At 68.3% G+C, this 17,141-nt stretch carries 15 protein-coding genes and 2 pseudogenes; 9 read left to right on the top strand and 8 right to left on the bottom strand.

Going from position 1 to position 17,141, the window contains the following annotated elements; genetic code table 11:
* The first annotated feature begins 77 nt into the window (after window positions 1-77).
* Window positions 78-1,514 (top strand): DUF445 domain-containing protein, encoded by a 1,437-nt coding sequence (locus ACSMXR_RS12500; protein WP_473171879.1) that lies wholly within the window; start codon window positions 78-80, stop codon window positions 1,512-1,514.
* A 341-nt stretch (window positions 1,515-1,855) separates the two neighbouring features.
* Here the strand turns inward: ACSMXR_RS12500 and ACSMXR_RS12495 are convergent, their stop codons facing one another.
* Complete coding sequence (locus ACSMXR_RS12495; protein ID WP_473171878.1) at window positions 1,856-2,164, bottom strand: hypothetical protein; 309 nt, start codon at window positions 2,162-2,164, stop codon at window positions 1,856-1,858.
* A gap of 155 nt (window positions 2,165-2,319) precedes the next feature.
* Here ACSMXR_RS12495 and ACSMXR_RS12490 point away from each other — a divergent pair, with 155 nt between their 5' ends.
* Entirely contained in the window at window positions 2,320-3,186 is an 867-nt protein-coding gene (locus ACSMXR_RS12490; protein WP_473171877.1) for an alpha/beta fold hydrolase, read from the top strand.
* A gap of 105 nt (window positions 3,187-3,291) precedes the next feature.
* A complete protein-coding gene (locus ACSMXR_RS12485; protein ID WP_473171876.1) occupies window positions 3,292-3,822 on the top strand; it encodes a hypothetical protein in 531 nt (176 codons plus the stop codon).
* Here ACSMXR_RS12485 and ACSMXR_RS12480 read toward each other — a convergent pair.
* Window positions 3,813-4,295, bottom strand: a complete 483-nt coding sequence (locus ACSMXR_RS12480; protein WP_473171875.1) for an Ig-like domain-containing protein — start codon at window positions 4,293-4,295, stop codon at window positions 3,813-3,815. The two genes, ACSMXR_RS12485 and ACSMXR_RS12480, sit on opposite strands and share 10 nt — an antisense overlap.
* A gap of 145 nt (window positions 4,296-4,440) precedes the next feature.
* Complete coding sequence (locus ACSMXR_RS12475) at window positions 4,441-4,992, bottom strand: hypothetical protein (RefSeq protein ID WP_218526298.1); 552 nt, start codon at window positions 4,990-4,992, stop codon at window positions 4,441-4,443.
* 82 nt (window positions 4,993-5,074) lie between these two features.
* Here ACSMXR_RS12475 and ACSMXR_RS12470 point away from each other — a divergent pair, with 82 nt between their 5' ends.
* Together ACSMXR_RS12470 and ACSMXR_RS12465 are read left to right on the top strand one after the other, a co-directional pair.
* Window positions 5,075-5,704: a histidine phosphatase family protein gene (locus ACSMXR_RS12470; protein ID WP_473171874.1), complete on the top strand. Its 630-nt coding sequence runs from the start codon at window positions 5,075-5,077 to the stop codon at window positions 5,702-5,704.
* A gap of 83 nt (window positions 5,705-5,787) precedes the next feature.
* Window positions 5,788-6,429: a nucleotidyltransferase domain-containing protein gene (locus ACSMXR_RS12465; RefSeq protein WP_473171873.1), complete on the top strand. Its 642-nt coding sequence runs from the start codon at window positions 5,788-5,790 to the stop codon at window positions 6,427-6,429.
* Window positions 6,430-6,465: 36 nt separating this feature from the next.
* Here ACSMXR_RS12465 and ACSMXR_RS12460 read toward each other — a convergent pair whose 3' ends face one another.
* The 3 genes from ACSMXR_RS12460 to ACSMXR_RS12450 form a co-directional block, all read right to left on the bottom strand.
* Window positions 6,466-7,380: an endonuclease/exonuclease/phosphatase family protein gene (locus ACSMXR_RS12460; RefSeq protein WP_473172371.1), complete on the bottom strand. Its 915-nt coding sequence runs from the start codon at window positions 7,378-7,380 to the stop codon at window positions 6,466-6,468.
* A 235-nt stretch (window positions 7,381-7,615) separates the two neighbouring features.
* Window positions 7,616-8,065, bottom strand: coding sequence for a hypothetical protein (locus ACSMXR_RS12455; protein WP_473171872.1), 450 nt, complete (start codon window positions 8,063-8,065; stop codon window positions 7,616-7,618).
* Between the two features lie 88 nt (window positions 8,066-8,153).
* The gene (locus ACSMXR_RS12450) at window positions 8,154-8,396 is read right to left on the bottom strand and encodes a DUF397 domain-containing protein (protein ID WP_218526302.1); all 243 of its coding nucleotides are present in this window, start codon (window positions 8,394-8,396) and stop codon (window positions 8,154-8,156) included.
* Window positions 8,397-8,884: 488 nt separating this feature from the next.
* Between ACSMXR_RS12450 and ACSMXR_RS12445 the strand changes: the two are divergent.
* The 3 genes and pseudogenes from ACSMXR_RS12445 to ACSMXR_RS12435 all read left to right on the top strand — a co-directional run bounded on the left by ACSMXR_RS12445 (window position 8,885) and on the right by ACSMXR_RS12435 (window position 11,721).
* Window positions 8,885-9,637, top strand: a pseudogene (locus tag ACSMXR_RS12445) (DUF6879 family protein).
* Window positions 9,638-9,662: 25 nt separating this feature from the next.
* Window positions 9,663-10,511, top strand: coding sequence for a helix-turn-helix domain-containing protein (locus ACSMXR_RS12440; RefSeq protein WP_473171871.1), 849 nt, complete (start codon window positions 9,663-9,665; stop codon window positions 10,509-10,511).
* Between the two features lie 226 nt (window positions 10,512-10,737).
* Window positions 10,738-11,721 carry a YDG/SRA domain-containing protein gene (locus ACSMXR_RS12435; protein WP_381908484.1) on the top strand — a complete coding sequence of 328 codons (984 nt, stop codon included), beginning with the start codon at window positions 10,738-10,740 and terminating at the stop codon, window positions 11,719-11,721.
* 26 nt (window positions 11,722-11,747) lie between these two features.
* Here ACSMXR_RS12435 and ACSMXR_RS12430 read toward each other — a convergent pair.
* Both ACSMXR_RS12430 and ACSMXR_RS12425 read right to left on the bottom strand, forming a co-directional pair.
* Window positions 11,748-14,884, bottom strand: a pseudogene (locus tag ACSMXR_RS12430) (DEAD/DEAH box helicase).
* A 150-nt stretch (window positions 14,885-15,034) separates the two neighbouring features.
* The gene (locus tag ACSMXR_RS12425) at window positions 15,035-16,039 is read right to left on the bottom strand and encodes an SEC-C domain-containing protein (RefSeq protein WP_473171870.1); all 1,005 of its coding nucleotides are present in this window, start codon (window positions 16,037-16,039) and stop codon (window positions 15,035-15,037) included.
* A gap of 357 nt (window positions 16,040-16,396) precedes the next feature.
* On the opposite strand from ACSMXR_RS12425, the gene ACSMXR_RS12420 reads away from it, so the two are divergent.
* Window positions 16,397-17,116, top strand: coding sequence for a class E sortase (locus ACSMXR_RS12420; RefSeq protein ID WP_473171869.1), 720 nt, complete (start codon window positions 16,397-16,399; stop codon window positions 17,114-17,116).
* The last annotated feature ends 25 nt before the right edge of the window (window positions 17,117-17,141 follow it).

The raw sequence follows: 17,141 nt of genomic DNA, 5'->3' as shown, positions 1-17,141 counted from the left end.
CGTGCGGCCCGGGAGTAGGGGAGGTAGGGACAATGCGTACGTCACGGGGGCGAGACGTACGCGGACGGGTGGAGCGGATGGAACGGACCGGATCCGGCGAGCAGGAGCAGGGCGAGGACGCGGTGCAGGAGTCGGAGCAGTCGCAGGGGCCAGGGCAGGGGCCGGTCGCGGTGCGCGATTCCGGGGGCACCGGGGGCACGGGAGGCCCTGAGGGCTCCGGGGCGCCGCCGCGCGGAACGGGCCCCCTGGCCTCGTTCGCGTACACGGCCGCCGACGAGGAGAAACAGCGCGGCGTACGGCGCATGAAGCTCACGGCCACCGGCCTCCTTCTGCTCGTCGCGATCATCTACGTCCTGGCCACCTGGGCAAAGAACTCAGGCGTGGGGGGCTGGCCGGGCTACGTTGCGGCGGCTGCCGAGGCGGGGATGGTGGGCGCGCTGGCGGACTGGTTCGCCGTCACGGCGCTCTTCCGGCGCCCGCTCGGCCTGCCCATTCCGCACACGGCCATCATCCCCACCAAGAAGGATCAGCTAGGACAGTCCCTCGGTTCCTTCGTTGGCGAGAACTTTCTCTCCGGGGACGTCATTCGTGACCGAATTCACGCTCTGGGGGTCGGCCGGAGGCTCGGCGTGTGGCTCGCGGAGCCGGCCCACGCGGACCGGGTCACCGCCGAGCTGGCGACGGCGCTGCGCGGTGCGCTGACGGTCCTTCGGGATTCCGACGTCCAGGCGGTGGTCGGCGAGGCCATCACCCGGCGCGCGGACGCGGTCGAAGTCGGCCCGGGCCTCGGCAAGATGCTGGAGAAGGTCGTCACGGACGGCGGCCACCGCAAGGTCGTCGACCTCGTCTGCGTACGCGCGCACGACTGGCTGGTGGAGCACGGCGACTCGGTGATGAACGCGGTGCAGGGCGGGGCGCCCGGCTGGACGCCGAGGTTCGTGGACAAGCGGGTGGGGGAGCGGGTCTACAAGGAACTGCTGCGGTTCGTCACGGAGATGCGGGACATGCCGGAGCACCCGGCGCGCGGCTCCATCGACACGTTCCTGACCGACTTCGCGGCCGACCTCCAGAGCGACGCCGACACCCGGGCCCGCGTGGAGCGGCTGAAGTCGGAGATCCTGGGCCGCGGCGAGGTCCAGGACGTCATCGCCTCCGCCTGGTCCTCCGTCCGCACGATGATCCTCTCGGCGGCGGAGGACGAGCGCAGCGAACTGCGGCTGCGCGCCCGCGCCTCGCTGATGTCGCTGGGCGCCAGGCTGGCGAGCGACGCACGGCTCCAGGGCAAGCTGGACGGCTGGCTGGAGGACGCGGCGGTGTACGTGGTGACGACGTACCGCGCGGAGATCACCTCGCTGATCAGCGAGACGGTCGCGGGCTGGGACGCGGACCAGACCTCGAAGAAGATCGAGGCGCACATCGGCCGCGACCTCCAGTTCATCCGGATCAACGGCACGGTGGTCGGCGCGCTGGCGGGCCTGGCGATCTACACGGTGTCGCACGCGCTGGGGGGCTGAGGCCTTGCGGGGCCGGGGCGGGGGTTCCGGGTGCGTACCCGTCCTGTCGTACGGGTACGCACCCGGCTTACGCGGGGGAGTTGCCCGGTAGTACGGGCGCGGGGCGGCGGGCGTTCAGCGCGGCGCGGGATTCTTTCGGACGCCCGCCGGAGACGCGATGGGCTCAGCGGTGGGCGGCCTGCCGGAGACGCAAGGGGCTCAGCGGTGGGTGGCCCGGCGGGTGACGGGCAGTGCTCAGCCCTGGGCGGCCCGGCGGGTGACGGGCGGGCTCAGTGGTGGGTGGCCCGTCGGATGTCGGGCGGGGCTCAGCCCTGGGCGGCCCGGCGGGTGACGGGCGGGGCTCAGTGGTGGGTGGCCCGGCGGGTGACGGCCCAGGAGGCGGCGGCCACGCCGCCCGCGACGGCGAACACGGCGGGCCAGGCGCCGACCTTCTTGGCGAGCGGGTGCGATCCGGCGAAGGCGGCGACGTAGGCGACGCTCAGCCCGGCGGCGGCACGCGGCCCCGCCTGGCGGTTCCACTCGTACGCGGCGAGGGATCCGGCGGCGGCGAGCGCGACGCCGCCGAGCGGTCGCTTCTTGGTCCACCGGGCGACGCCGTAACCCCCGACGAGCCCGCTCGCCGCCACCGCCGCTGCCGGAACCTTCGCCATCGCCGCCACCATCGCTTCCTGTGAGCCGTTTCCTGTAAGCCGTCTTGCGAGCCGTCGGTATTTCCGTGGTTCGCTGCTCCGCCCGAGGCTAGCGTTCGGGGCGACGAGGCCGGAGGGCGGTACGGAGGAGGCGGGGGTTCCGGATGGAAGCGGCCATGGGGGCGACCACGGTGACGGTGACAGTCCCGGGCGAGGGCGAGGGCGAGGGCAAGCGCGAAGGGGCCGGGGCCGGTCCCGTACGCCTCTTCTGCACCGACCACGGTGGCGATGGCCCGCCCCTGCTCCTGCTGCACGGGCTGGCAGGACACTGCGGCGAGTGGGACGCGCTGGCGGCCCGGTTCGCGGCCACGCACCGGGTGATCGCCTTCGACGCCCGGGGCAGCGGGGCGAGCACCCGGCGTCCCGGCGACGTGACGCGGGCGGCGCACGTACGCGATGTCCTCGCCGTGGCGCGCCGGTTCGGTCTGGCCGGCCCGGACACGGTGCTGGTCGGCCAGTCGATGGGCGGCCTCACCGCACTGCTGACGGCGGCGGCGCACCCGGAGGTGTGCCGTGCGCTGATCCTGATCGAGGCGGGACCGGCGGGCCCGAGCCCGGGGCTGCCGGAGCAGATCGGGCGCTGGCTGGACTCCTGGCCGGTGCCGTTCCCGGACAGGGAGGCGGCCGAGGCGTTCTTCGGCGGCGGCCCGGCGGGCAGGGCCTGGGCGGCGAGTCTCGCACCGGGCCCCGGCGGACTGCACCCCCGCGTCGACCGGGACGTGATGGTGGCCACGGTCCAGGAGAACGCGCACCGCGACCACTGGGACGCCTGGGACCGGGTGCGGTGCCCGGTGCTGGTGGTACGGGGAGAGAACGGCACGATGAAGCCGGAGGAGGCGGAACGGATGCGCGCCCGCCACGCCGCGACGCGGACCGTCGTGGTCCCGGACGCCGGCCACGACGCCCACCTGGACAACACGGCCGCGGTGTACGGGGAGATGGCGTCCTACCTCGCCGTGCTCGCGGGCAGTGGCCCGGGGTAAGGTCTGGACCCTTCGCACGAGGGGGGTCTCATGCTGTTCCGTAACACTGCCCGTACCCAAGGTCGGCGTCCGGCGCGAACGGGGTTGCGCGCAGGCGCACTTGCCGTGGTCGTGGCTGCGGCGCTGGCCTCCTGCACCCAGGCGTCGAGCGGTGGCGGCCCCGGCACGGACGTCCCGAACGCGGCGGCGGATCCGGCGGCTGTGGACGCCGCCCGGAGCGCCGAGAACGCCGACGCCGTCGAGAACGCGGGCGCGGTCGAGAACGCGGACGCGGCCGAGCGGGAGGCGGGCGAAGCGGAGCCCGCTGCCGCTCCCTCGCCCGGCCCCGCACTGGTCCGCGACGCCTTCGCGACGCTCCAGGCGACGCTGAACGAGACCTGCACGCCGGGCGCGGGCGACTGCGCCTACTTCCTCGGCCGGGTGACCCGGGAACTCACCGAACTGGACGAGTCGATGCGGGCGGACACCAAGGGCCCCGGCCACTTCAAGAAGCCGCTCGCCGACATGAAGGTCCTGTTCGACAAGCTGGGCGACGACCGGTCCGAGGCGCATCTGGAGAAGTACTTCTCCGAGATCGTCGGCACCCGCGACGGCATCAACACCTGGATGCAGGACCACCCCGACGACTACCGCTGACCGCCCGCGGGCGCGGTGACGGTGATGCGGACGACGGCGGTGGCGGCGGGGACCTCGGTCCCCTTCAGGAGGACCCGGTACGTCAGCTCGTCCTCACCGGCGTACCCCTCCCTGGCGGTGTACGTGACCGTGGTCCCGGACACCGAAGCGGAACCATGGGCGGGCGCGGTGTCGATGTCCAGGGACAGCTCGGCCGGGTCGTAGGCGTCGAGCAGTCCCGCTCCGACCCCGCTTTCCAGGATGACGGAGTCGTTGTCGAGGACGTCCACGTCCAGGCTGTCGCCCGCCTCCACGCTCTGCTCGGCGTCGTCCATGAGGGCCAGCGCCCGCTTCACGGAGGGCGACGAACCGGTCGACGCGGCATCCTCGTTCCCACACCCCGTAAGGATCAGAGCGAGCGCGCCCGCTCCGGCCGAGACCCGCATCCGGAGGACGCCGCGCCCCGGCCGCCGTGACTGCTTCCTCGTCTGCATGTGTTGCCCCCAAGGCCGGACTACGTGCGGTGGAGCAGCCGATGTTCGCAGCGCGCCCGGGTGCGTATCAGGGGCATGCGGGAAGCGAAGCGGAATTGTGATGAGAGCGTGTACAAAGCATGGACGCGTGGGTGCGTGAACGGTCTCAGGCGGCGGTCCGCCGCCCCAGCAGCCGGCTCTGCTCCACCTTCAACGAGGTGAACCCCTCCCGCGCGTAGTCGGCGAGCTCCTGGCTCGGGAACGACACGACGGACAGGTGCTGGTCGAACCGCCCCTGCGCCCATCGGGCGGCCGTGATCTCGTAACCGGACACATGGGCACAGAGCTTGAGCAGAATCGGCGGCATCTCGGATTCGCGCAGCAGGTCGGCATGGGTGACCACGAGATCGCGCATGGTCCGGATGTTCGGCAGGAAGACGGTCGTCACCCACAGCCGCCACTCGGCGAGTTCCTCCTCGGTGGGCGGATCCTCGTGGTCGAAGGGGGAGCGGCCGTCGGGGCGGACGTTGCGCTGGGCGAAGGCGTCGAAGGCGCGGCCGTTGGCCTCGGTGATGGCGAACAACGGCCCGTAGAAGTCGCTGAGTTGCCGGTTCACCCGAGCGAGCCGCTCGCTGCGCTGGGCGAGCCGCAACCCGTTGAGGTAGGCCGCGACGTACCCGACGAAGGCCAGGGCGATGGTGACGACCAGAGCAATCATGGAGGGTGATGCTACTGAGGTGGACGGGAGAGGCAACCGGGCCGACCACCGGACATCATCCAGCACGGGAGGACACACATCCATGCGCACGCTCCACGTCGTCACGCACCCGGAGGCGACGCATCACGTCGAGGGAGTCGTCGGCGGATGGCACGACTCGCAGCTGACGCCCGAAGGGGTCCGTGCGGCGGCCGCCGTCGCCCGGGCGCTGCGGGACCGGATTCCGGACGAGGCCGAGGTGGAGCTGTACTCCTCGGATCTGCGGCGCACCCGGCGGACGGCCGACGCGGTGGCCGAACTGTTCGGTGTGCGGCCGGTCCTGGACCGCAGGCTGCGGGAGAAGTCCTACGGTGAGGCGGAGGGAAGACCACAGGAATGGCTCGACCGCCGCTTCGTCCCTCCGCCGGCGGCCGGGGAGCGGATGGACCACGACGAGGGAGTGCGGGGCGCGGAGACCAAGGCGGTGTGGGCGCGGCGCATCTACGCGGCCATGGACGAGATCCTGGACAGCCCGTGCGAACACCAGATCATCGTGACGCACGGAGGCTCCCTGACGTGCGTCGTGGCGTCCTGGATCAAGATGCCGATCGAGGCGGCCGGTTACGCCGCCTTCCGAGCGCCCGCAGGCAGCATCACCACCCTGCGCGAGGACGACTTCTTCCACAACCGCCAGGTGGTCGGCCTCGGCGACACCGGCCATCTCGACCAGTAAACACGCCTCCCCAGGACCTGAGGGTGTTCAGGACCTGAGGGTCTTCCTCCTTCCCGGCTGACGGGCTCCTGTAGATTCCAGCGGTGAACGATCAACTACCCAGCGGTGGCGTCGAACTGTCACCCGACGAGATCGACGCCCTCGACGCAAGGTGGTCGTCCTCCTGGACCCCGAGCGAGGTCGCACAGCGGCTGGCCGGGATCGGCACCCCCTGGTACGTGGCCGCAGGCTGGGCGCTGGACCTGTTCCGTGGCAGGCAGACGCGTACGCACGGGGACATCGAGATCGGGATTCCGTACGCGAGCTTCCCCGAGGTCCGCCGTCGCTTCCCCGGGTACGTCTTCGACGCGGCGGGCAGCGGCCGGATCTGGGAGGACGCCACGCCCGAGGCGCTGGCCGCCGTCCACCAGACGTGGCTCCGCGATCCGGCCACCGGCGACTACCTGCTCGACGTGTTCAGGGAACCGCACGACGGCGACGTCTGGATCTGCCGACGAGACGAGAGGATCCGGTTCCCGTACGGCGAGATCATCCATCACGATCACGACGGCATCCCGTATCTGGCACCGGAACTGGTCCTCCTGTTCAAGGCCAAGCACGCCCGTGAAAAGGACCGGAGAGACTTCGACGCGACCGTCCCGCACCTGACCCGTTCGCAACGCGAGACCCTGGCCGAACTACTGGCCCGGGTGCACCCGGGCCACGCCTGGCTCAAGGCCCTGTGACCCGTTGACGCCTGCCGGGTGCGCGGGTCCCCCACGTCACCGATGGCCCGGAAGGACAACCCGGGCGACGACGGGCAGATGGTCGCTGCCGGTGGCGGGCAGGGTCCGGATGTGGCCGACGACGGCGGAGCGGGCCATGACCTGATCGATCCGGGCCACCGGAAAGGCGGCGGGAAAGCTGAGGGCGAACCCGCGCTCGGCGACGTTCAACCGCGAGGTGAGAGGCCTCAACCCCCGGTCCTCCACAGCCCCGTTGAGATCCCCGAGCAGAATGACGGTCTCGACGCTCTCGTCCGCGATGGCGCGCCCCAGCAGCGCGGCGCTCTCGTCCCTCCGCTGGGACGCGAGCCCGCCCGCGCCGACCCGGACGGAGGGCAGATGGGCGACGTACGCGGCGATGTCCCCGTACGGAGAACGGACCACGGCCCGCACACCACGGCTCCACCCCTCCTCGATGCTCGGGGGCTTGATGTCGACGAGCCGCTCGCCGCTGAGCGGGTACTTGGACCAGAGCCCGACGGTGCCGCGTACGACGTGATGCGGATATTCCGAGGCAAGGGCCTTCTCATACACCGCCAACTGCGGATCCACCAGCTCCTCCAGCGCGACGAGATCGGCCCCCACTTCACTCAGCGCCCGGGCGGTCGCCGCCGGCTCGCGGTTCTCATCACTGACGTTGTGCTGCACGACGACAAGCTCCCGCCCGCCGCTATCCCCGTAGGGCAGGAGCAGCCCCCCGAAGAGATGCACCCACACACCCACCGGCAGCAGCAGAGCCACGAGCGCGACGGCGGACCGCCGCACCAGGGCGACGACCAACAGCACGACCACGAAGACGCCGGCCCAGGGCAGAAAGGACTCCAGCAGACTCCCCACCCGCCCGGGCCAGTTGGGCACACCCCGATGGAACGCCAACACCCCGGCCACGACGACGGCACCCCCGGCGACCACCCACCCCCGCCGCCCGCCACCCACACCGGGCACCCCCGACGTCTCCGCCGGTATCGCACCAGGTTCTGCCCGCTCCACCATGTCGTCGTCCCATCCGATCGGTCCCGCTCCACAGGACGAACGACCGGGGCAGGCAGGTTCCGGCTACTCTCCGCGATCCAGGAGCGGACGGATCTGACGTGGCCCACAGAGGCCGAAGGGCGGCGCCGGGCAAGGCTTTGACGAAAAGGGGAGGTCAGGCGGGCGGGAGAGGACACGTAAGGCCAGGATGGTGGTGGTTGAGGCAGCACACCACCGAGAACGAGATCAGGCTCTGGGACTTCGTGTAGTGCACCCAGCAGACGTCGACCCCTCGGGGAAGAGCGTCCATCGCATACGCGATCTTGTGTTCGAGGGTGACGTAAGCGCGGCCGCCGTCGTCCCTGTCGGCAGGGGGATTCACCTCGTACGTGCTCTTCAGCCACGTGACGGCACCCACCGCACGCGTCCAAGTGCGCTCCACGGCGGTCTGGTTCTGCCGCAAGAGCCAGTGCCCGGTCATGAGGGGCGGCAGCGTCGAGGCGACGAACGCGCGGGTCTGCTCGGAGTTCAGTTCCGCACCCGGACGGCGTAGGGCCTCCCGGCCGTACGCATCCCTGCTGCCGGTCCACGGACCGTATCCGTGCCAGTGTCCTGACCAGGTCATTTGCGCCTTTCATCAGTGGGGCGGGCCGGCCCGGAGCGTGTCCGGTCCGGCCCTCTACATGGGCTTCGTGGTCAGGAAGGCAGCCAGGCTAGAGCGTCAGACCCCGGGTCCTGACCCATCCGCTGGCGAAGTCGTCGAGCTCGGTTCCGGTGAAGCGCAGCTCCTTGCCCGCGCCCTCGGGCTTGCTGTCGCGGATGACGAAGGAGGCCTCCGCGCCGGGGATCGCGGCAAGGCTCACGCAGGTCTCGTGGGGGCCGCCCGCGTTGCCGCCGCAGAAGTCGTCGAAGGCATCGGCCGCGGGGGCCGACAGGGCATAGAGGTTCCCGTTCATGGGAAAGTCCCTTCCGGTGCTGATGTCGCGGAGATACGGTCTCCGCACCGTCGTGCTCCTGCACCCGCCCGGCTGCCGACCGTCCATGGAGACGGCCGGGCGGGGGTCCGTGGCGAACGGGGGCGTGAGAGTGGCAGCCCGCGTTCTGCCTCAGTGCTCCTGAGAGCGCCGCAGCAGGTTGCAGTCGGACGCCGTGGTCATGCCGCCGACTGCTCTGGCACGGTCTCTAGCCGTCGACAGTTCGACCCCACCCGCAGAGCCACGGGTACGGGGCCGCCCTCCCGGTACCGCGAAGGTTCACCGGGCGGTGTGCTGTATCTGGCCGGCTCGGTCATGCAGTTCATGATCGGGGGACCAGGCCGACGTCTATCGTCGCTATTCGCGAATATTCTCGTGCGGGACGCGGTGATCCCTCGACATTCACGCGGAGCAGCCGACAACCTTGGAGCTGTGGACAGAACACCCTCCGAGGTGAGAGGCGGCTCGTTATGGCACGTCAGTTACGGTTCAATGGCACGGGTAGCGGCGGTACTGGGTGCCCCTCCGTCCATGAGGACACGGAGAGCGGAGAAGTCATCGTTCACGGGCCGCCGTTGACCGATCCCACCGACACTGCCCAGTTGCGCCACCTCTCCAAAGGCGAGGTGGCGGTGGTCGTGCCACGTGAACTGCTGGTCGACTGGACGCCGAGGGACGCGACTCGGCAGGCCCGGATCATCGACCTGGACGGGTTCGAGGGCCTGTTCCGGATGTTCAGCCACTCGGCCTGGCGGCTGGAGACCCGGCGACGCTACGCCAGTGATGAAGCCACGGACACCTACCGCCAGTTCGTCGAGACCGGCGGGGTCGAATGGGACGAGAGCGATCCGTACTGCGAGCTGATCCGGTCCTAGACTGCGCAAGGCAAGCGCGTCGAGCGGGTACGAATCATTGATCAGCCGCCGACCACGGGACAGCTCTACCTCCTGAACAACGCCAAGCGGAACATCGGCCTGGGGGAGGACATTCGGAGCCTGTGGCGTGCGGACGCCGATCGCCTCCAACTGCCGTCCGAAGATTTCTGGTTGTTCGACAGCCGACTTGCCGCAAGGCTGCGTTTCGACGACGGCGACCACCTCGTAGACGTCGAGTTGATCACAGAGCCGGCCGAAATCGTCCGGTACTCCGTCATCCGTGACGCGGCATGGCATCACGCCGTACTGCACAGAGAGTTCGCGGCGAAGCTGAGCAACAGCGAGTAAGAGCAGAAGGAACAGACACGTACCGGTGAGCACAGACTTTCAGAAAGCTCGTGAGGATCTGGGGCGACGGCTGAGGATGCTCCGAACGGAGAGCCCTCGCGGCCCTCTCACTGGTACCGCTCTAAGTGCCTCCCTCGGCTGGGCGCAGAGCAAAGTGAGCAAGCTGGAAAACGGCCGCCAGACACCTACCGCAGAGGACCTCCGGGCGTGGGCCGATGCCACCGGGCACCCCGGAGCCTACGACGAGCTGCACGGACGGCTGAAGGGTTTCGAGTCGCACATCCGGTCGTGGCGGCGGCAACTGTCGTCGGGACACCGCCCGGTGCAGGAGACGTGGAACGAGGTGACGGCGAATGCCCGCGTACTGCACGTGTGGGACTCCTTCGCCGTCAACGGTCTGCTGCAGACCCCGGACTACGCCCGGCATGTGTTCGAGAGCTACGCGACGCTCCAGAACTCACCCCGCGACACCGAGGACGCGGTACGGGCCCGCATGGACCGCCAGCGTTGGCTGTACCAGCCCGGTCGGCGTCTCAGTCTCCTGATGTGGGAGGGCGCGCTACGGGCGAAGGTGTGCCCTCCTGAGGTCCTGGCCGGGCAGCTGGACCGCCTGCTGGGGGTCATCGGCATGGACACCGTCCGGCTGGGGATCGTGCCGATGAACGCCGCTCTCCGTGTTCCTCCTGCCAACGCGTTCTGGATCGTCGGTGAGCGTCTGGTGATCACGGAGGACTGGCATGCGGAACTCTGGCTGGACGGCTCCGACACGGTGGCCCTGTACCGGCGGGTCTGGGAATCCCTCGCTGAGTCCGCCGTGTTCGGTGCTGAGGCGCAGCACGTCATCGCTCGGGCCCGACAGGCTATGACCACGTGAGGTAGCGCGTGGGCATGCGTATAGCTCTTCGTCCGCGACCATGCGCGAGCGCATCGCGCCGTGCGGAAAGCTCCGGGCGGCCCGCGAGTTTCAGGGGCGGTCGTGATGTGCCGGTGATAGATCCACAACGTTCGAATCAAGCCGATGTTCGAACGAATTTAGCCAGATGTCCCGACGCGCAGATGGTGACTCCGTCGATGTCCTCCCAGGTAGGCAGCATGTCTTCATGCCTGCCTATCGAGCCGTCTTCGGACACGTGAACGACGTTCCTCCCGGTACTGCTTACGAGTCGAGGGAAGAGGTCAAAGCGGCCAAACTGCACAAAGAGAACGAGGCTGGCATCTCTTGGGGGCGTGATGAGGGCGGCGAGCGAGCTGCCGACGCCATTGTGCTCAACAAGGGGTACGAAGATGACGTAGATAACTGGAAAGAGGTTATCTATACGGGTGCCGGAGGGAAGTCGAGGAACTCCACGAAGCAAACCTCTGATCAGACCTGGGAGAACAAGGGGAACTCAAGTCTTCGGCGAAGTCGAGTGCAGGGGAATTTCGTCCGAGTTATTCGGGGGAGTGCTGGTGAGCGTGCTTATTCGCCATTGAGTGGATATCGGTACGATGGGTTGTATAAGGTAGTCGAGGATTGGGAAGAGGCGGGTAGTTCAGGCTTTAAAATCTGCCGTTTCAGGTTGCGTCGACTAGGCGATGAGTGGCAAGACCTTACGTCTTTCGAGCAGCAGATCCGTGACCTCCTCCAGGCCGGACCCCATGGTGCTGGTGGTGATGAGGAGGCGGATGATGAGACCGTTCGCAGGCGCTCAATGTCCGTGGAGCGCATCGTCCGAAAATCCGCCGTAACCAAACGTGTGAAGCGTCTGCACGGCTATATCTGTCAGGTTTGTCGAACTCCACTCAGGGTAAATTCGAGCGGGATGAATTATGCAGAAGGGGCGCACGTTCACGCCCTTGGCGGTCCGGAGGGTGGTCCGGATGTCGACGGCAACGTCCTCTGCCTGTGCCCCAATTGTCATGTGAAGCTTGACCGGGGTGCTCTGTACCTCACCGATGACTTCCGCGCGGTGGATCGCTTTGCGACCGAAGATGGGCGGCGTGTCGTGCCGCTTCGCATGGTGGAGGGCCATCGAGTGCAGAAACGTTTCATACAAGCACATCGTCGGTTCTGGAACATTCTTGATGAAGATGGCACCCGGTGACCTGAAAAATGGACTCTGTGGATCGTTTAGCCAGCGGCGATCGCGGAGTACGTCAAAACGTCAGCGGGGATTTGGTGGAGAACCTTCCACTCGATGGCCATGGGTTTGCTGCCCTTGTGCTTAACATACTCGGCGGGTCCCAAGAGCATCCAGGGCTGGGGCCCGCCGATATCCGTCTTCTTGTAGCGGCGCACGAAGAGGAGGACGCGGGTGCCTTTCTCTCGGTGTGTCTGATAGCGAATTCCAGTAGGGGAACTCTCCGACGTCTGGTTCTGCGACTCCCAGTGGAACAAGGAGTCGCTGAGGGCGTAGTCCTTGTATCGAGTCTCGGGTGAGAAATCCTTCTCGTCTTTTTCCAGGGTGACGAACAGTGCGTCAGTTTGGATGCCCTCGCACCACTTCACGCCCTCGCGAAAGTGGCCGGGCTTGAAGCCGTCTACGGCAGCCTGGCCCAGTGCGGGGAGGATCTCCTCGCGGCTATACGAAGCGTGGATGGTCAGCGGGATGGCAGCATGCGCCCCGAGGAGCGGCACGGGAACGTGGTCGGCCTGCTGCAGGACATGAGCGAGCACCTGACGCAACTCGTCCCGGAACGCCAGCTGAGGGCGCAGTGAGTCCAGCCCAGCTTGGTAGCTGGGGAAGTCTCCACCCAGCGGCCAGAGCGAGAAGAAGAACATGCGGGCGTACCCCTGTTCCTGCTCGCTGAGCTCGTCGTAGGTAGGAGCGTCATCGGCCAGCAACTTGCTGTATGCCGCAACGCGCAGCGGGTCATCGACATGCAGGAACGCCGAGACCCGCTTGAGGAGTGGCGACTCGCCTTCAGGGCCGACCGTGTCCAGGAGCTTCGCTCGACGCAAGAGACCGGTCCATGAGTTGCCGTTGCCTCGGTAGAGCTCCTTGAGCTCTCGGCCACTCTCCTTGAGGAAGTCCGCAAGGCGTGGTTTCGCGTAGGACGCGACCTCGCGGGCCAACTGCGTGACATTGACCGCGATCTGCGTGCGGATGTTGTCAATGATCAGATCCTTGGCCTTCGTCTCAAGGATGATCTGGCAGCCCGAAGGAAGTTGGGGGAAGTCCTGCTCGATGCTGTCGAGGAGGCGGTTACGCGTCAGGTTCGTCAGCGCGCGGAACTGTTCTTCGAACCGGAACTCCTTGCGGTGCTGGCCGATGAAGTCCAAGACGGTGAGGACTGCCTTGTCCTCGGTGCGACGCAATCCCCGGCCCAACTGCTGGAGGAAGACCGTGGCGCTGGAGGTGGGGCGCAGCAGGAGCAAGGTGTCGACGTCGGGGATGTCGAGTCCCTCGTTGAACAGGTCCACGGAGAAGATGACTTGAAGTGCTCCCGAGCGCAGGTCATCAAGTGCTGCCTTGCGGTCGAGTGCTGGAGTCTCACCAGACAGGGCCACTGCATGGAGGCCTGCCCGTCGGAAGAAGTCGGCCATGAAGTGCGCGTGCGCGACCGACACGCAGAATCCAAGGGCACGCATCGAATCAGGGTCGGTGACCTTGTCCTTCACCGCTTGCACCACGAGCCGAGCCCGTGCGTCGTTGCCCGTGAACAGGTTGCTCAGCGCTGTCGAGTCGTAGGCTCCACGCTTCCATGTGACAGCGCTCATGTCCGTGTTGTCGGTGATGCCGAAATAGTGGAACGGGCTGAGGAGCTCGTTCTCCAGCGCCTCCCAGAGTCGCATCTCCGCCGCGATTCGACCGTCGAAGAACTCGTCCTGGATGTTCAAGCCATCCATGCGTTCTGGAGTCGCCGTCAGCCCCAAGAGCTCCCGGGGTTGGAAATGGTCCATGATCTTTCGGTAAGTGGGCGACGTGCCGTGATGGAACTCGTCGATCACGATGACGTCGAAGTGATCCGGGGCGATACGGTCCAGAGCCTGCGTCGTGAGCGACTGGACGCTGGCGAACACGTGGGTCCATCGGCTGGGAATCTCGCCACTGAACAACAACTCACCGAAGTTCGCATCGATGAGAACGTTCTGGTAAACGCGCAAGGACTGCTCCAGAATCTCCTTGCGGTGCGCCACGAAGAGTAGGCGTGGGTCACGGCCGAGAGTCTGACGCAGACGTTTGTAGTCCAGGGCTGCCATGACGGTCTTCCCGGTACCCGTTGCTGCGACGAGAAGATTGCGGTGTCGGTCATGCACCATGCGCTCGACTTCGAGGCGTTCGAGCATGTCCCGCTGGTGCGGGTACGGGCGTACCTCCAGGCCGGAAAGGGTGATGCTCGTAAACCCGGGGCGGCCGCTGCCGCCAGCGCGGGACAGGGCATCGTCCAGCCGCAGGGCGTCTCCGTCAGGGTCGTACGACTCGAATGCGGGCTCACTCCAGTAGGCGTCGAAGGTCGCCTCGAACTTGCGGATCACCGAGGGTGTCGCAACGGAGGAGAGACGGACGTTCCATTCGAGCCCATCGAGGAGGGCGGCCTTGGAGAGGTTCGAGCTGCCGACGTACGCCGTGTCGAAACCACTGTCACGGCGGAAGAGCCACGCCTTGGCGTGAAGACGGGTCGAGCGAAGCTCGTAGTTGACCTTCACCTCGGCGCCGAAGTCTCGTACCAGCCGGTCCAGAGCGCGGCGCTCGGTAGCGCCGATGTACGTCGTCGTGAGTACACGGATGGGGATACCGCGCTCGTGCGCCGATGACAAGGACTTCTCCAAGACGCGGAGTCCATGCCACTTCACGAATGCGCAGAGGAGGTCGACTCGGTCGGCGGTGGCCAGCTCGGATCGCAGCTCGAAGCCGAGACTGGGGTCCTCGGGCGAGTTGGTGATGAGTGCCGTCTCGGACAGCGGGGTTGCTGGGCGTATGGCGTAGACGCCAGGCGCCTCCTGCTCGGCGACGGCCAACAGCTGTCGCGGCCCATCAGTCACGAGGTCGACCCACTCGGTCGCACCTTCGATTGTATGGAGCGATTCAGGATGTGATTGGCCGCAATCACCTGCTCGGCAGGGGAAAGGCCTTGAAGCACCCGACGCACTGTGGCACCGATATGGCGGGAGAGGACATGGGGTGCCGATTCTGTGCCAACTGAGGCTTCGATGGAGTGCCAGCCCGCGGAGTCGAGCTGTTTCATCCGCTCGGCGAGCCGATGCGTGATGAGTGATTCATAGAGCCCAGCGACTGGCGCTTCATCCGGAAAGTCGTTGGGCATAGCGAATCCCCCTCATGTGGCTGCGTACTGCATCTGCAGTTGTATCAAGGAGGCCTGACAGCCGGGCCCCATGGCTGAGGAGAGCAGTAGGGGCCGCCGCCCGAGACGCTGTGGGCGGCGGCCCCTACTAAGGGACGTAACACCAGAGGCTCAGACCCCGTGGCACACCCCGTAGGCCTCCCCCGACCCGCACCAGCAGGCGGCCGTGCGGGACGGGGGCCAGGGGATGGCGCGGCCTCGGGCGGCGAGGGTGGTGGCGTACTGGGGGAGGAGGCCCGGGTCGGACGGGGAGGCGGCTTCCGAGGCGGCGAACGCCTCGTACGAAGGGACCGTGCCCGTCACGATGCCCAGGTTCGGGGTGCCCGTCGCGTGGAGGTCGCGCAGGGAGGCCTCCAGGCGGTTCAGGTGGGTGGCGCGGTCCACGTACTCCTCGGTCAACTCCGGGTAGATCGTGAGCAGTTCGCGGAGTTCCTGCTCGGGCCAGTGCAGGACCGCGACCGGGAACGGGCGGGACAGAGCCGTGCGGTAGGTGCCCAGCTCCGCGCGCAGGCGGGCGATCTCGGCCTTCAGCTCGACCGGGTCCGAGGAGCCCAGCGACCACAGGCGCTTCGGGTCGTGCAGCTCGTCCAGCGGCACCGCGGCCGTGTGCAGCGCGCCGGCCAGCTCGTCCCACGCGTCGTGGTCCAGGCCCATCAGCCTGCGCACCCGGTGGCGGCCGGTCAGCAGGGACTGCGTCGCGTACGGGACCTCCTCGCCGGGGGCCAGCAGCAGGGTCAGCGCGGTCGAGAAGAAGTCGTGCGCCGACTCCAGCTCGTCGTGCGCCTCCAGCGTCTCCGCGGCCACCTGCCACGGCGCCGCGTCCAGCGGGCCCGCTGTGCGGATGCCGTCGATGATCGCCCGGGCCTCGGCCTCGTGCCCGTACTCCCAGAGGTTGGCCGCTTTGAGGGCCTTGATCAGGTGCGGGTTGTCGACGGTGGACTCGGGGGCGGCGAGCAGGTCGTCGTAGAGCGTGCTCGCGCGGGCGCGGTCGCCCGCGAGTTCCAGGTGGGCCGCGGCCTGGAGGATCAGCGGTTCGTGGTCCTCGGGGTACTGCGCCGCGGTGCGGAGCAGACGCTCGGCTTCGGTGGTGTGGTCGGCAGGCGTGTCGGGGCGCATGGACCACACGGTACTGCCGGACGGCGACGGCGGGGAGGAGAGGTCGGGGGATGAGAAGGGGGAGAAGTCTGGAGAGTTGTGAGGTTTGCCCCTACTGTGCGCCCCGAGCCGTCAGCGGTGCGCGACCGTGCGCCCCGAGGCATCAGCGGTGCGTGCGTGGCCGTGTGCCCCGAGGCCTGCGGTGCGCGCGTGGGCGGCGTGCGTTCCGTGTCCTTACCGTGTGGGAGGAGGGCGTCGATGCGTGGGCGGGGTGCCGGGCGGCGGCGTGGGCGTGGGCGTGGGGTGTTGTTGGGTGGTCGTGGTCGTGGTCGTGGTCGTGGCCGTGGAGGGTCGTACCTTCTTGGCCGGGGGCTCTGGGTGTCCGCCGAAGTCGTCGTGACCCTCGGTGTTCTGCTGCTCCTCCTCGTCGCCCATCAGCTCTGGTGGACCAACCGCGAGGCCCGCGCCGACGCCGGGCGCACCGTCCAGAGCCTGCAGCGGGAGTGGGGCGAGCCTGCCCCCGAACCCGAACCCGAACCCGCCCCCGCGCCCGACCCTGGTGGCGGTGAGGGCGCGCTCGACGCGGGGCCCCGTCCTTTGGCCTCCGGTCGTGGGGCCGAGGCCGCGCCCGCCCCGGCCGCCCGCTGGGACCAGGCGTACGCCGTGCTGCGTATCCCCCGGATCGGGCTCACCGCTCCCGTCGCCGAGGGGACCAGCAAGGGCGGGGTGCTCGACCGGGGGTACGTCGGGCACTACGCGCGCACCGCGCAGGCCGGGCAGGCCGGGAACTTCGCGCTCGCCGGGCACCGCAACACCCATGGCGAGCCCTTCCGGCGCATCGACCGGCTGCGCAGCGGCGACCGGATCACCGTCGAGACCCGCGACGCCGTCTACACGTACACCGTCGGCAAACGCCTCGCCCGGACCGCCCCGTCCGACAGCGGGGTCATCGCGCCCGTGCCGCGCAGCAACATCACCACCTCCGTCGGCTACAGCGAGCCCGGGTACTACCTCACCCTGACCACCTGCACCCCCGAGTTCAGCTCCCGCTACCGGCTCGTCGTCTGGGGGAAGCTCACTGCGATGCGCCCGCGGTGAGGAAGAGCGGGCGACGGGCGTAGGG

It is taken from the genome of Streptomyces sp. DSM 106670, from assembly GCF_055792845.1.
This window is presented reverse-complemented; position numbering and strand designations above follow the sequence as displayed.